Genomic DNA, 13,356 nt, shown 5'->3' on the forward strand with positions numbered 1-13,356 from the left:
GGCGGTCTGACAACCGGATCAAAGGTGCATCGCCGGTTTGGACTGGCGAACGCCATGGGCAGAAGGGACGCGGACGCGCAGGGCAATCAGCAACGCAGCCAGCAGCATCAGTACGGCTGCCGCTACGAATACGCCTGCGCTGCCACCAAGGCTGAACATCGCCCCACCCGCGGCGGCGCCCGTGGCGATGGCTGACTGCACCGAGGCCACCACCATGCCTCCGGCGCTTTCCGCCTGATCCGGTACCGCGCTGGCGACCCAGTTCGACCACGCCACCGGCACACCACCAAACGCCATGCCCCAGACCGCCAGCAACACCGCCTGCCCCGGCACCGAAGCTGGCAACAGCACCAACGCCAGTGCTGCAACGCCGACCAGCGCGGGCATCAGCACCAGAGTGGCCAACGGGTAGCGCTCCAGCAGCCTGCCGGCCAACAACGTGCCGACGAAGTTCGCCACACCGAACCCCAGCAGCATCAGCGACAGCCCTTGCGCACCGATGCCGGTCGTCCCTTCAAGGAATGGCCGAACATAGGTAAACATCGCGAAGTGCCCGCTGTGCACCAGCACACAACCGAACATCCCCATGGCGATGCCTGGGCGCAGCAACACCTCGAAAACGGTGCGAAGCCTTGCTGGCCGCCGCGGCGCAAGTTTCGGCAGCGTGAACGACTGGAAAGCCAGGGTCACCATGCCTACCGCCGCCGCTGCAAAGAACGCGCTGCGCCAGCCATACAACCCGCCCAGATAGCTGCCCAGCGGCACTGCCACCACTGTGCCGATGGCGATGCCGCTGAAAATGATCGACAGCGCCCGCGGCAACAAGGCACCCGGCACCAAGCGCATCGCTACCGCCGCCGCCATGCTCCAGAACCCGCCAAGCGCAATGCCCAGCAAGATGCGCATCACTAACAGCACCGCGAAGCTGGAGGAAACCGCGACCAACAGATTGGACGCGACCATCAACACGGAAAAACCCAACAACACCCAACGTCGGTCGATGCCGCGGGTCAGTCCTGGTACCAACAAGCCAGCGAACAGCGCCACCACGGCTGTCACCGTTACTGCCTGCCCAGCCAGCGCTTCCGATACGCCCAGCTCGGTAGCCATCAGCGTCAACAAACTGGCCGGAAGGTACTCAGCGGTCAGTAAGCCGAACACCCCCATTGCCAACGAGAAGACGGCCATCCACGCAGGTGCCGCAGGCTCTATGTCGGCGCTGACGCCGCAGTGGCGGTCGGACACGGTGTTACCTACACAGTCAGTCATTGCACGGATCTCCCGATGTTCATTTCGAGCCGCAGTCTAGGCGCCGAAAACCGGATGATCTATGATCCAAAGTCTCTACTTTTTGACTAAAACACCTGAACGATGCCCGCAGATCAGTTTGCCCTTTCCTCGGACCTCATCAACGAGCTGTTGCGCAGCATGCGCCTGCGTGGCGTTGACTATCGGCGTATCCAGGCGGGCTCGACCTTCGGTTTGGGCTTTGCAGAAAAACCCGGGCACGCCTGGTTCCACTTCATGGCCGTCGGCAATGCGGTACTGCGAATGGACGACGGCAGCACCTATGCGCTGTCTGCCGGCAACGCGGTGTTCATCTCCCATGGCGTAGCCCATCAACTGTTTTCCCATCCGGATGCGCCTGTCCAGGACATCGATCGTCTGGACGGTGCGCCCTTGGGTGACGCCGTCAGCGCGGTAGACACCGGAACCGATGCCAGCCCTGCCCCGAGCACTATTTTGTTCAGTGCTTGTATGGAGTTTGAACTGGGCAGTATCCATGGGTTTGGCAGGCTGATGCCGGGCTTGATGCTGATTGACGCCGACGGCCAGCGCTACCCCGGGCTGGTGCCGATCCTGACCACCATGGAACGCGAGGTCAGCGCCGCACGCGTTGGCTACGCCGGTATCCTCGCGCGCTTGGCCGACGTGGTAGCCGCCATGGTCGTGCGCGGCTGGGTGGAGTGCGCCTGCGGGAATGCTTCTGGCCTGGTCGCCGCCTTGCGCGACCCCCGCTTGGCCGGTGCACTGCTTGCGCTCCATCAACAACCGGGCCGCGACTGGACTGTTGCGCAGCTGGCAGAGCACTGCAATACCTCGCGCTCGGTCTTCGCGGACCGCTTCCAGACGACCATTGGCATGGCCCCGCTGCGCTATGTCACCGAACTGCGAATGCGGCTTGCAAGCCAATGGCTGACCCTCGAAAGGCTACCGATTGAAGAGGTAGCGCAACGTTTGGGCTATACCTCCCAGGCCGCGTTCAGTCGTGCATTCAAACGCATTACAGGCAAGACGCCTGGATTGAGTCGCAAGGTCAGGCAAGCCGAACGCAGGTAGTCGATGGCAAGCGCGAACAGGCGCAGGTGCCCACTCAAGCCTTGGCAGGCGCCATCCCGGATTTGCGTGCTTCACGAAAGGCAAACATAAACACCAACACCACGCCCAAGGAGAAGAACGCCGGAAACAACCAGATGCTCTGCCACTGATGCCCCTCAGGTGTGGCGTAGTAGTCAGAGACATGCCCCGCGACCCAGAAACCGATCAGCATGCCCACGCCATAGGTCGCCAGGGTAATCAGGCCCTGAGCCGAGCTTCTGAAGCGCTCAGGGGTTTTGGCGTCGGTGTAGATCTGCCCGGACACGAAGAAAAAGTCGTAGCAGATCCCGTGCAGGGCGATACCGGTGAACAGCATGAAGGCCAGGTCGGCGTTGTTGCCGTAGGCGAACAACACGTAGCGCAAGGCCCACGCCAGCATACCCATCAATAAGGCGATCTTGATGCCGAAGCGGTGAATGAACAGCGGCAGCAGGAGCATGAACAGCACTTCGGAGACCTGCCCGATGGCCATCTTCGCCGTGGGATTGGTCATGCCGATGTCCGCCAGAAACGGGTTGGCATTCTGGTAATAGAACGCCAGCGGGATGCAGATCAGGATCGAGGCAATGAAAAACACCAGGTAGCTGCGGTCTTTCAGCAGACCCAAGGCGTCGAGGCCAAGGAGCTGTTTGACACCGGTGCGGGTGTTCTCGGTTTTCAGCGGTGCGGTACGCGGCAGCGTGAAGCTGTAGACGCCCAGTACCAGAGATGCCAGCGCCGCCATCAGAAAGGTGTTGCGCAGGCCTCCTGAGGCAATCGCGGCTTTCGAGTCCCAGGCGAACACAAAACTGATCACCACGCCGGCGACAATCCAACCCACGGTGCCCCACACACGAATGCGCGAAAACTCCAGCGCCGGGTCGCGCATCTGCCGGAAGGCCACCGAGTTGACCAATGCCAGCGTCGGCATGTAGATCATCATGTAGGCCAGTACGTAGGGATAGAACGCGGCAAAATCCGCCGCTCGGTAAAGCTGATAAAGCAACACAGCTCCCAGCAGATGCAGCACCGCCAGAATGCGTTCGGCATTGAAGAAGCGGTCGGCGATCAGCCCGATCACGAACGGGGCAATGATCGCGCCCCAGGATTGGGTCGAAAACGCCATGCCGATCTGGCTGCCACTGGCGCCCAGTTGGCTGGAAAGAAAAGTGCCCAGGGTGACGAACCAGCCACCCCAGATAAAGAACTGCAAAAACATCATGGCGCTCAGGCGCGCGGTCATCCAGGTCATCACAGTCACCGTCTTGTTTTTATTGGGAAAAGCGGATGAATCTCAGGCGTCGGGCAAGCCCAGCAGGCGCCTGTTGGAAGCCGCGTCGCTGGCCACGCTGGCGAAATCGTCAAAGGCCTTTTCGCTTCGGGTGATCATGTGCTCACGGATAAATGCAGCGCCCTCGGCAGCGCCTTGCGCGGAGTCTTTCAGGCAGCATTCCCACTCGAGTACGGCCCAGCCGCTGAACCCGTATTGAGTCAGCTTGCTGAAAATCGACTTGAAGTCGATCTGCCCGTCCCCCAGCGAACGGAACCGTCCGGGACGCTCCACCCAGCCCTGATAACCGCCATAGACACCGGAGCGCGCATCGGGACGGAACTCCGCGTCCTTGACGTGGAACATGCGGATACGCGAGTGATAACGGTCGATAAAGCCCAGGTAATCCATCTGCTGCAGCAACAAATGGCTGGGGTCGTAGAGGATGGCGGCGCGGGGATGATGATTGACGGCTTCAAGGAAACGCTCGAAGGAGGCGCCGTCATGCAGGTCTTCACCGGGGTGAATTTCGTAGCACAGGTCGACACCGGCCTCGTCAAAGCAGTCGAGGATCGGCAACCAGCGCTTGGCCAGTTCGGCAAACCCTTGCTCGACCAGACCGCTGGGGCGCTGCGGCCACGGGTACATGTAGGGCCAGAGCAGAGCCCCGGAAAACGTGGCGTGTGCGGTCAGGCCCAGACGCTGGCTGGCCCGCGCCGCCAGTTTCAACTGCTCAATGGCCCACTCGGTGCGCGCCTGAGGCTGCCCGCGCAAATGAGTCGGAGCGAAGTCATCGAACAACGCATCGAACGCCGGATGAACCGCCACCAATTGCCCTTGCAGGTGTGTCGACAGTTCACTGATTTCCACGCCGGCGCGGGCGCACACGGCTTTCAACTCATCGCAATAGCTCTGGCTTTCAGCCGCGCGTTCAAGATCGATAAAGCGTGTGCCCAGCGTCGGCAGTTGAATGGCACTGTAGCCCTGGGACGCCGCCCATTGCGCGATATTGGCCAGGGTATCGAATGGCGCTTCATCACCGATGAACTGCGCCAGGAAGATCCCCGGCCCGCGCAGGCCTTGGGTAACCGGAGTCGTTGCGGTCACAGCGGACGCTTGCGGTTTCATACGTTGCACTCCAGAGGGGTCCACTTGGCATCGCTGCGGTGACTGGCAATGGCCGCCTCGATAAACGCCATGCCGCGCAGGCCGACTTCGATCCCCGGCACGCCAGGTGCGGCATGGTTTACGCCACCTGTGCGAATGGCCGTGGCAAAGTCGCCGTACAGATTGGCCATCGCTTCCAGATAACCTTCCGGATGGCCAGCGGGCAGGCGCATGCGCTGGGTCGCGGCCTCGCACAACCACGGCTGCCCAGTGCCGGAACGCAGGGTGCGCATCGGTTGGTCGAGTGAGCGATGAATCAGGCTGGCAGGCTGTTCCTGGCGCCATTCGAGGCCGCCCTTGTCACCGTAGACCCGAATACTCAGGGGGTTCTCTTCGCCCGCGCAGACCTGGCTGGCGATCAGCACACCACTGGCGCCCTGCGCCATCTTGAACAGCATGGCGGCGTCGTCATCCAGTTGACGACCCTCGACGTGCACACCCAGATTGGCACACAGGTGAGTAATGGCTTGATCAGCCACAAACTCCGCCAGAGAAAACGCGTGGGTGCCGATATCGGCGATGCAGCCGCCCGCACCGGACAACGCCAGCTGCCCGCGCCACTCGGCCTGCTTGTTGCCCTGCGAGGCCACATCCTGGCTGAGCCAGCCCTGAGGATATTCCACCAGCACCTTGCGCAGGTTTCCGATGACGCCGTTGCGCACCATGTGCCGTGCTTGCCAGACCATCGGATAGCCAAGGTAGGTATGTGCCAACCCGTAAAGCCCCGCGCTGTTGTTCAACCGGGTTTTGAGGTCCTGCAGTTCAGCGAGGCTCAATGCGGCCGGTTTCTCGCTGAACACATGAAAACCTGCGGCCAGTGCTTCGCTGGCGACCGGCGCGTGCAGATGATTGGGCGTCACGATTACCAGCAACTCCATGCTCTGCTCAGCCGGTAGCGCACGCTCGGCTTCGAGCATCAATTGCCATGTGCTGTAACAGCGCGACTGAGGCAGGCCCAAGCGGTTACCCGTACGCAGGTTGTTCTGCGCGTCGCGACTGAACGCTCCGCAAACCAGTTCAAAGCGGCCATCGAGCCCTGCAGCCTGGTGGTGCGCTTGAGCGATAAAAGAGCCCTCTCCTCCACCGACAAAACCCATTCTTATTTTAGGTATCACTGTGTTCATCGCTGACCTTCTCTGTCCGGCGTGGATAGAAGCTGTTTCCAGCCAAATGTAACCGGTTACATCTGAGCAGGAATTTAGGCGCTGGGGCGTGTGCTGTCAAACCGATAATCCACGCTCGCAAGGATTCAAGCGCAGGCAGACCTGCTGTAAGCTCGTGCGACGTTCAGTTCAGACATGAGGTGGTTTTGTCCAATATCCGTGAAGTCGCCCGGCTCGCTGGCGTTTCGGTCGCCACCGTGTCGCGCACCCTGAAATCGCCCGAGCGTGTGCGCCAGGCCACCCGAGACATCGTCAATGCAGCGGTCGAGCAAGCGGGTTATCGCCCCAACCTGATGGCCGTGCAATTTCGCTCGCGGCGCACCGGCAACCTGGTGATTCTGGTGCCGAAAATTGCCAATACGTTTTTCGCTCGGGTGATCAGCGGCGCGCAATCGGCGGCCCAGGCCGCCGGTTACCGATTGCTGTTGTGCGATACCCAAGGGCGCGAAGAAATCGAGCGTGAATTTGCCGAGCTGGTCTACGCGCATCAGGCCGATGGCGTGATTCAGTTGCGCGCTTACGACCCCTTCCCGGTTGACAGCAATCAGCCGCCACCGATGGTCAACGCCTGTGAAGTCATCCAGGGCGGACGCCATCCCACCATCAGCCTCGACAACCACGCGGCTGCCAAAGCAATGACTGAACACTTGATTGGTCTGGGCCATCGGCGGATTGGTCTGATCAAGGGTCCTCAACACAGCCCGCTGACCCAAGCGCGAGTGGCCGGTTATCAGGCGGCGCTAACTAAAGCGGGCATCCCAAGCGACCCGGCGATCATCTGCCACGGCGATTTCAGCCTGCGCGCCGGCTACGACGGCGCCGCCACCCTGCTGACGCTAAGCGATCGCCCTACCGCGCTGTTTTGTGAAAACGATGAAATGGCCATTGGCGCGCTCAAGCGCATCAAGGAAGCCGGCCTGCGGGTGCCCGGAGATATCTCCGTGGTGGGCTTCGATGATATTCCGTTGGCGCACTACTGCGATCCGCCCCTGACCACCATTGCCCAACCCGCCGAAGGTTTTGGACGCACGGCCGTGGAGATGTTGATCAACCTGATCGAGAAAAAGATCAATCCCGAGCAGCATTTGATCCTGCCGTTTGAACTGACGATCCGTGAAAGTTCGGCTGCGCCTTCAGCACGATAAATACCTATCGAGGAAACCGCTCACACGCCTGTTAGCAATACAAGGCTCAAGCGTCCAAGTCCTTGGGATGCAATATCTCGCCCTCGCTGCAACAGATCAGCGAGGCGCGCTGCAAAATCAGACACCGGAAGAGAACCTGAATCTGCTCACTGCAATAGTGACGATTGCGGTTTTCCGCATGGCTCCATACGCCGGTGATGGTCCATTGACATATGTTTGATTGTGAATACCTTAAGTCATAGTCAACGCATCCGGGCAGCAATGCGAGGCGCTCAAGTGCATCTTGTACTTCAACGCAAGTTTGGGATGGGCACACATGAAAATGCACTCTGATTTGATTGTAACTTTCACTCGTCTGCCGCTTCTCTGGTGACTCATTCATTTCAGCACCTCACTGGCTACCTACACACGTTCATTTACAGCGTGACTTGTAGAAAGTCCGCAAGTCATGCACGAGCCCTATGTAGCCGAAGCATATTTTTCGGCAGCCGAAAAGAGAACACGCGCGGGTATTCAGCACTTGCACAAATAAAGTGCAAATGCCGCCGAGGCCTTTGAAACGAAGCCCCTGAGTCATTTAAATCGCTGGGATGTAAGTCCTCATTCATTACTCAGCTGTATCTGAACGCTCGACTGGTTGATGCTTGTTACAGACCTATCAAGTTGCACGGCCAGGACACACCGATGAAAAGTTTAGCGATCATTATTCCGCCGAGGCGGATTGACGCGCCGATGCTCATGTCGTGCCTGGATATATGGCGCAAAAAATACAACTTGAGAATTTTCTCCGTTGATGTGCGCAACACCGAAGAGATGCCAATTGGCAATCTCAAGACGCACGACCTGCAAGAACTGCATAGCGATTGCTTTGACGCTATCGCCGTGATGGGCGAGTCCGGAACCAAAGAGTATTTATGGAACAACACGGACATTATTTCCAGACTGCAAAAATTCGACAAAGCGCGAAAGTTGATTGCCGGAATTGGCCTTGGCTCGATAGTACTGGCCCAGGCCGGTGTTCTGCTTGGAAAAAAAGCGACCATCGATAACTCGGTCGAGTTAGTGATTCAGTTGAAAAGCTATGGCGCCATCTTCGTGCCCGAAGATGTAGTGATATTGAAATGGATCATCACCGGTAGCGGCAAGGATGTTGAAGCTTTTGCCAACGCCGTATCGATGTGGCTCCGAACGTCCCCGCAGCAAATCATTAAATAAAACCAATGGCCTCAGGAGGCAATATGAAACATCTCGTGAAAGCAGTGCCGGCGATGCTCGCTCTATCGGTCGGGTCGGCAATGGCTGCTACCGATCCGGTGCCGGAACATCAAACCCAAACCTTTCTCAACACGCTTGCGGCGGGTGGTGGCAAGCCTCTGGAGCAACTGAGCCCTAAAGAAGCCCGCGCCGTGCTGACCGGCGCACAAAACTCGGTAAAGGTTGACTTATCGGGCGTGGAGGTCACTCACAGGACGATCACCTTCGAAGGTAAACCCCTCAAACTGACGGTGATACGGCCGGAAAAAGTCAAAGGAGAGCTTCCCGCGTTCATGTTCTTTCATGGCGGCGGCTGGGTTCTCGGAGACTACCCGACACACGCGCGGCTGATTCGCGACCTGGTCGTTTCCTCAGGCGCGGTCGCGGTGTATGTCGATTACACGCCCTCCCCTGAAGCCCACTATCCCACCGCCATCAATCAGGCTTACGCGGCCACGCAATGGGTGGCCGAAAACGGTCAACAGATCAATGTCGATGGCAAGCGTCTGGCGGTGGCCGGTAACAGTGTCGGCGGCAACATGGCGGCCGTCGTGAGCCTGATGGCCAAAGAGAAAGCCACCCCGAAGATTCGATTCCAGTTGCTCCTCTGGCCGGTCACCGACTCCCACTTCGAAACCGACAGCTACAAGCAATTCGCGGAAGGTCATTTCCTCAGCAAAAACATGATGACCTGGTTCTGGGACAGCTACACAACCGACCTGAGTGCACGGGCGCAAATTTACGCATCGCCGCTCAAAGCCAGTATCGATCAACTGAAGGGTCTTCCGCCTGCCCTCGTTCAAACCGCGGGGCTGGATGTGTTACGAGACGAAGGCGAAGCCTATGCGCAGAAGCTGGACGCGGCAGGGGTCGACGTCACGGCGGTTCGCTACAACGGCATGATCCATGACTATGGCCTGCTCAACCCATTGAGCCAGGTACCGGAAGTCAAAGCGGCCATGAGACAGGCAGGCACAGAGCTCAAGGCTCACCTCAACTAAGCGAGCCTTGCGCATGCCGCATTCCCGGTTGGGTGCGGCATGCATCTGGTTAAACGTCCTTAGCGCTCAGCATTTGCGGACGATTCGACTATCACATCCCAAGGCGCCGGCACCGGGAAGACTTCCTGTAGAAAGTCTACGAATGCCTTCACGTTGGGATTACCTCTTCGGCTTTCGGGCCAGAGTGCGGTGATGACGAACCGGTCTACGGCGTGCTCGGGAAACACCGGAACCAACTCACCTCGCTGTACAAAAGGCGCGGCAACGTAGGTCGGAGAGATACCGATGCCGCCGCCTGCCGCGAGCGTCATTGCGACGGCATCGCTTACATCGATGGTCATGGTGGCCTCGGGCGTGATCTCGACGACACGCTCACCGACCTGAAACGGCCAGCGCAGCGCCTGCCCCGAACTCTGATAGCGAAAATTCACGCAATCATGGTTGACCAGATCATCGATGTTGCGCGGCTTGCCTTTTCTGGCGAGATAACCGGGCGATGCGAATGTGCAGATTCGATGCGGGCCGAGTGGCTTGGATACCAGCCGCGAGTCAGCCAGATTGCCGACTCTGATGGCGACATCGATGCCTTGTTCGATGATGTCGGCGAACTGATCGCCGAGTCGCAGATCGACCACCAGTTTCGGATAGCGCTCACGGAACGCCGGGAGCACCGGGGCAAGAATATTGACTCCGATCGGCAGCGGCGCCGTCACTTTCAGCGTTCCTGACGGCTCGCCCCTCGACGCGACAGCGGCTTGTTCGATGTCCTCGACTTCACGGATGACGCGCAATGCACGCTCGTACAACTCACGGCCCTCGGGGGTGAGGGTCAATGAGCGAGTGGTTCGGCTGAAGAGCCGCAGGCCGAAATGCTCTTCCAGCCGCTGGACACTTTTGCTGACTGCCGAAGGCGAGACAGAGAGATCGCGTGCAGCCGCTGTATAACTACCCAGCGAGGCCGTGCGAGCGAAGGCGATGAGACCTGTCAGGCGGTCCAGACCAATTTGTGCTTTCATGGCACAAGAGTAACCACTTACAGCCCTATTATCAACGCTGAGCCAAGCGCATACGCTGTCTCCACAGCATCAATTCGATGCTCTCGAGGAGCAAACAGACATGCCTGAAGTACAGCCAAACCCGCTCATTAATCGCATTGTAGTGATCGTCGGCGGCACATCCGGTATCGGACTCTCCGCAGCCATTCAGGCCAAAGCGGCTGGCGCCCAAGTTGTGGTAATAGGTTCCAACCCGGAACGCGCCCGCCAAGCCGCCGACACCCACGGGCTGGATGGCTGGCGTGCGGCGGATGTCACCCAGCCTGAGCAGATTCAAGCAGCTCTGGCAGACATTCCGAAGGTCGATCACCTGGTGTTGCTGGCCGGCACTTTCGTCGCAGGCAAAGTGCTCGAAGCCGACGTTGCCTATCTGCACCGCGCGTTCGATGAGCGAATCTGGGCCTCGATTCACGCACTGAGAGCACTCGGTGATCGCCTCTCGAAAGACGGCTCCGTCACCTTCATTTCCGGGTCATTGGCGGACCGCCCCAACGCCTATGGGACGGCGGTGCTCGCCGCTGCATCAGCGGCCATGGAAGCCTTCGCCCGTGGCCTCGCTCTTGAATTGGCGCCTGTGCGGGTCAACACCCTTTCTCCGGGTCCTATCGACACGCCGATCCTCGCCAAAGCCATGGGCGATGCGCGTGACGGTTTTGTCGCCGCGCTCGAGCAGACGCTGCCGCTGCATCGCCTCGGCACCGCTGAAGAGGCCGGCGCAGCGGTGGTTTTCCTGATGAGCAATGGCTTCATGAACGGCGCGACGATCAATGTCGATGGCGGCGCACGCCTGGTTTGAAGCACTTTTGTCAGTTCTGTAGGAGGTATTTATGACCACACTGTTCGAGCCGCTTCAACTGGGCGCTATCACGTTACCTAACCGCATCATCATGGCCCCGATGACGCGGGCCAGGGGAACCCAGCATCACGTCCCTACCCCGATCATGGCCGACTACTACGCCCAGCGTGCGACAGCCGGCCTCATCATCAGCGAGGCGATCGGCATCAGCCAGCAAGGCCTGGGATGGGCTTACGCCACGGGTATATGGTCCGCTGAGCAGATTGCCGGATGGCGACTGATTACCGACGCGGTCCACGCTGCCGGCGGCCGGATAATCGCTCAACTCTGGCACATGGGCCGGGTGGTCCATCCGAGCTTTCTGGATGGCGCACAACCCATTGCCCCATCGGTAACGACAGCGCCTGGACTGGCCCATACCTACGCCGGAAAACAACCCTACTCTCAGGCCCGGGCGCTACCGCTTGAGGAGATACCCTCGCTGATTGCCGAGTTCGTCCAGGCAGGTCGCAATGCGTTGCTGGCGGGATTTGATGGCGTGCAGATCCACGCCGCCAATGGGTACCTGATCGATCAGTTCTTACGTGACAGCGGCAATTTCCGTACCGACGCCTATGGCGGCTCGGTCGAGAACCGGGTCAGGCTGCTCAGGGAAGTGACCCAAGCGGTGGCGCACGTTGTCGGGGCTGACCGGACCGGGGTTCGATTAACCCCCAGCAGCCATGATCAGGGCGTGAGGGACAGTGACCCTGTGCCGCTATTTACCCGCGCCGCAGAAGTCTTGTCCGAAATTGGCATTGCTCATCTCGAGCTACGCGAGCCGCCGGCTGACGGCAGTTTCGGCGTGTCGGAATATCCTCCAAGCGCCGCAATCATTCGTGAGGCCTTCAAAGGCACGCTGATTCTCAACTCCGATTACGATTCGGCGCGTGCCAAAGCCGCCCTCGCAACGGGCCTTGCCGATGCAGTCGCGTTTGGGCGGCCGTTTATTGCCAATCCGCAGTTGCCAGGGGTGCTGCGCCGGGGCCTGCCACTGGCGCAGGAGGATCGTTCGACATGGTTCAGCCAAGGGGTTGAAGGGTACACCGATTATCCCGGCCTTCCATCCGGCCAGGTTGCAACACAGTGATCACTGACGCGCGCCTGGGCGTGCGTCAGCAGCAGCGCTTCGCACTTGTCTTTCAAGTACGCGTAAAGCAAACGAAGCGCTGGCGTAAACTGCTTGCGGTGCGGGCACACAAAGCTCAGAGGATAAAGCTCCCCGGGAATATCAGGCAGTAACACCTCTAGGTGACCGGCACTTACATCCTCACAAACATCCAACCATGATTTGTACAAAATCCCTTCGCCGGCGATGGCGCAGCGTCGAATGACGTCTGCGTCGTCACTCAGAACAGGGCCGTTTACGATGACCGAGTCATTCTCCGGCACGCTGGGAAATATCCACCGGTCGTAGAGCTTTCCATTCATATGGAAGCGAAGACAGGCATGCGCCTTCAGGTCTTCCACCGACTCGGGCCGTCCGTGCAGCGCGATATAAGCCGGCGATGCCGCGAGGACGCGGCGATTGCCTGGTACCAAGGGCAGCGAAATGAAGTCAGCGTTCGGTACCGTGCCATACCGGACGGCCACGTCTACGGGATCACGAAAAATGTCCGAGACGCTGTCGGACAACATCACGCGGAGCACCAGACCGGGGTTCTCGCGTCGAAATTCTATGAGCCACGGGAGCAGCACGTTTCTGCCGAAATCCGAAGCGCTGGCGATCTGCAAAACCCCATGCAGTTGCCGATCGTCCTGCTGTAATCCGGCTCTCCCCTCGCTCAGGGTATTGAGCACTTCCCGCGCATAAGGCAAATAGCGCTCGCCTTCTGCAGTCAGGCGCAGACTTCGTGTGGATCGCGCAAACAGGCGCGTATCGAGTTCACACTCCAAGCGCTTTATGGCGGCGCTGATCTGTGCCGGAAACAGATCCATTTCCCGGGCTACCGCGGAGAAACTGTCCACGGTTGCCACACGCACAAAAATCGCCAGGTCGTTAAATCTGATCATCATTGCCTTCTCTTGATATGAACCCACAGGCACTGAAAAGCCCATATGAGACGGCAGAGCAAAAAAGGTATTCCACGTAAGGCATGATTTTTCGA

Annotated in this window: 12 protein-coding genes; 6 read left to right on the top strand and 6 right to left on the bottom strand. The window is 59.4% G+C overall.

What is annotated here, in order from left to right:
• Nucleotides 1-18: 18 nt before the first annotated feature.
• Nucleotides 19-1,269, bottom strand: coding sequence for an MFS transporter (locus BLU52_RS12340; RefSeq protein ID WP_090283514.1), 1,251 nt, complete (start codon nucleotides 1,267-1,269; stop codon nucleotides 19-21).
• A 102-nt stretch (nucleotides 1,270-1,371) separates the two neighbouring features.
• Here BLU52_RS12340 and BLU52_RS12345 point away from each other — a divergent pair, with 102 nt between their 5' ends.
• Nucleotides 1,372-2,340 carry an AraC family transcriptional regulator gene (locus BLU52_RS12345; protein WP_090283516.1) on the top strand — a complete coding sequence of 323 codons (969 nt, stop codon included), beginning with the start codon at nucleotides 1,372-1,374 and terminating at the stop codon, nucleotides 2,338-2,340.
• Nucleotides 2,341-2,374: 34 nt separating this feature from the next.
• Here BLU52_RS12345 and BLU52_RS12350 read toward each other — a convergent pair whose 3' ends face one another.
• The 3 genes from BLU52_RS12350 to BLU52_RS12360 are packed head-to-tail and all read right to left on the bottom strand — an operon-like array spanning nucleotide 2,375 to nucleotide 5,919.
• Entirely contained in the window at nucleotides 2,375-3,610 is a 1,236-nt protein-coding gene (locus BLU52_RS12350; RefSeq protein ID WP_090283518.1) for a nucleoside permease, read from the bottom strand.
• A gap of 42 nt (nucleotides 3,611-3,652) precedes the next feature.
• Nucleotides 3,653-4,756: a sugar phosphate isomerase/epimerase family protein gene (locus BLU52_RS12355; RefSeq protein ID WP_090283520.1), complete on the bottom strand. Its 1,104-nt coding sequence runs from the start codon at nucleotides 4,754-4,756 to the stop codon at nucleotides 3,653-3,655.
• Complete coding sequence (locus tag BLU52_RS12360; RefSeq protein WP_090283522.1) at nucleotides 4,753-5,919, bottom strand: Gfo/Idh/MocA family protein; 1,167 nt, start codon at nucleotides 5,917-5,919, stop codon at nucleotides 4,753-4,755. Before BLU52_RS12360 ends, BLU52_RS12355 begins: the two co-directional genes overlap by 4 nt.
• Nucleotides 5,920-6,104: 185 nt before the next feature.
• Between BLU52_RS12360 and BLU52_RS12365 the strand changes: the two genes are divergently transcribed.
• The 3 genes from BLU52_RS12365 (at nucleotide 6,105) to BLU52_RS12375 (ending at nucleotide 9,358) form a co-directional block, all read left to right on the top strand.
• Nucleotides 6,105-7,103, top strand: a complete 999-nt coding sequence (locus BLU52_RS12365) for a LacI family DNA-binding transcriptional regulator (RefSeq protein WP_090283525.1) — start codon at nucleotides 6,105-6,107, stop codon at nucleotides 7,101-7,103.
• Nucleotides 7,104-7,787: 684 nt separating this feature from the next.
• Nucleotides 7,788-8,318, top strand: coding sequence for a DJ-1/PfpI family protein (locus BLU52_RS12370; RefSeq protein ID WP_090283527.1), 531 nt, complete (start codon nucleotides 7,788-7,790; stop codon nucleotides 8,316-8,318).
• A gap of 23 nt (nucleotides 8,319-8,341) precedes the next feature.
• The gene (locus tag BLU52_RS12375) at nucleotides 8,342-9,358 is read left to right on the top strand and encodes an alpha/beta hydrolase (RefSeq protein WP_090283529.1); all 1,017 of its coding nucleotides are present in this window, start codon (nucleotides 8,342-8,344) and stop codon (nucleotides 9,356-9,358) included.
• Nucleotides 9,359-9,417: 59 nt separating this feature from the next.
• On the opposite strand, the gene BLU52_RS12380 is transcribed toward BLU52_RS12375, so the two are convergent.
• The gene (locus BLU52_RS12380) at nucleotides 9,418-10,374 is read right to left on the bottom strand and encodes a LysR family transcriptional regulator (protein ID WP_090283531.1); all 957 of its coding nucleotides are present in this window, start codon (nucleotides 10,372-10,374) and stop codon (nucleotides 9,418-9,420) included.
• 100 nt (nucleotides 10,375-10,474) lie between these two features.
• On the opposite strand from BLU52_RS12380, the gene BLU52_RS12385 reads away from it, so the two are divergent.
• Both BLU52_RS12385 and BLU52_RS12390 read left to right on the top strand, forming a co-directional pair.
• A complete protein-coding gene (locus tag BLU52_RS12385) occupies nucleotides 10,475-11,209 on the top strand; it encodes an SDR family oxidoreductase (RefSeq protein ID WP_090283533.1) in 735 nt (244 codons plus the stop codon).
• 31 nt (nucleotides 11,210-11,240) lie between these two features.
• Nucleotides 11,241-12,338 carry an alkene reductase gene (locus BLU52_RS12390; RefSeq protein WP_090283535.1) on the top strand — a complete coding sequence of 366 codons (1,098 nt, stop codon included), beginning with the start codon at nucleotides 11,241-11,243 and terminating at the stop codon, nucleotides 12,336-12,338.
• On the opposite strand, the gene BLU52_RS12395 is transcribed toward BLU52_RS12390, so the two are convergent.
• The gene (locus BLU52_RS12395; protein WP_090288530.1) at nucleotides 12,299-13,261 is read right to left on the bottom strand and encodes a LysR family transcriptional regulator; all 963 of its coding nucleotides are present in this window, start codon (nucleotides 13,259-13,261) and stop codon (nucleotides 12,299-12,301) included. The genes BLU52_RS12390 and BLU52_RS12395 overlap by 40 nt on opposite strands.
• Between the last annotated feature and the right edge of the window lie 95 nt (nucleotides 13,262-13,356).

The sequence above is a fragment of the Pseudomonas granadensis genome, from assembly GCF_900105485.1.
Taxonomy (GTDB): domain Bacteria; phylum Pseudomonadota; class Gammaproteobacteria; order Pseudomonadales; family Pseudomonadaceae; genus Aquipseudomonas; species Aquipseudomonas granadensis.

Excerpts from the sequence above, each read along its gene's own strand:
- BLU52_RS12375 (WP_090283529.1), top strand. The coding sequence starts at position 8,342 with ATGAAACATCTCGTGAAAGCAGTGCCGGCGATGCTCGCTCTATCGGTC.
- BLU52_RS12390 (WP_090283535.1), top strand. The coding sequence starts at position 11,241 with ATGACCACACTGTTCGAGCCGCTTCAACTGGGCGCTATCACGTTACCT.
- BLU52_RS12385 (WP_090283533.1), top strand. The coding sequence starts at position 10,475 with ATGCCTGAAGTACAGCCAAACCCGCTCATTAATCGCATTGTAGTGATC.
- BLU52_RS12355 (WP_090283520.1), bottom strand. The coding sequence starts at position 4,756 with ATGAAACCGCAAGCGTCCGCTGTGACCGCAACGACTCCGGTTACCCAA.
- BLU52_RS12340 (WP_090283514.1), bottom strand. The coding sequence starts at position 1,269 with ATGACTGACTGTGTAGGTAACACCGTGTCCGACCGCCACTGCGGCGTC.
- BLU52_RS12370 (WP_090283527.1), top strand. The coding sequence starts at position 7,788 with ATGAAAAGTTTAGCGATCATTATTCCGCCGAGGCGGATTGACGCGCCG.
- BLU52_RS12350 (WP_090283518.1), bottom strand. The coding sequence starts at position 3,610 with ATGACCTGGATGACCGCGCGCCTGAGCGCCATGATGTTTTTGCAGTTC.
- BLU52_RS12360 (WP_090283522.1), bottom strand. The coding sequence starts at position 5,919 with ATGAACACAGTGATACCTAAAATAAGAATGGGTTTTGTCGGTGGAGGA.
- BLU52_RS12380 (WP_090283531.1), bottom strand. The coding sequence starts at position 10,374 with ATGAAAGCACAAATTGGTCTGGACCGCCTGACAGGTCTCATCGCCTTC.
- BLU52_RS12395 (WP_090288530.1), bottom strand. The coding sequence starts at position 13,261 with ATGATCAGATTTAACGACCTGGCGATTTTTGTGCGTGTGGCAACCGTG.
- BLU52_RS12345 (WP_090283516.1), top strand. The coding sequence starts at position 1,372 with ATGCCCGCAGATCAGTTTGCCCTTTCCTCGGACCTCATCAACGAGCTG.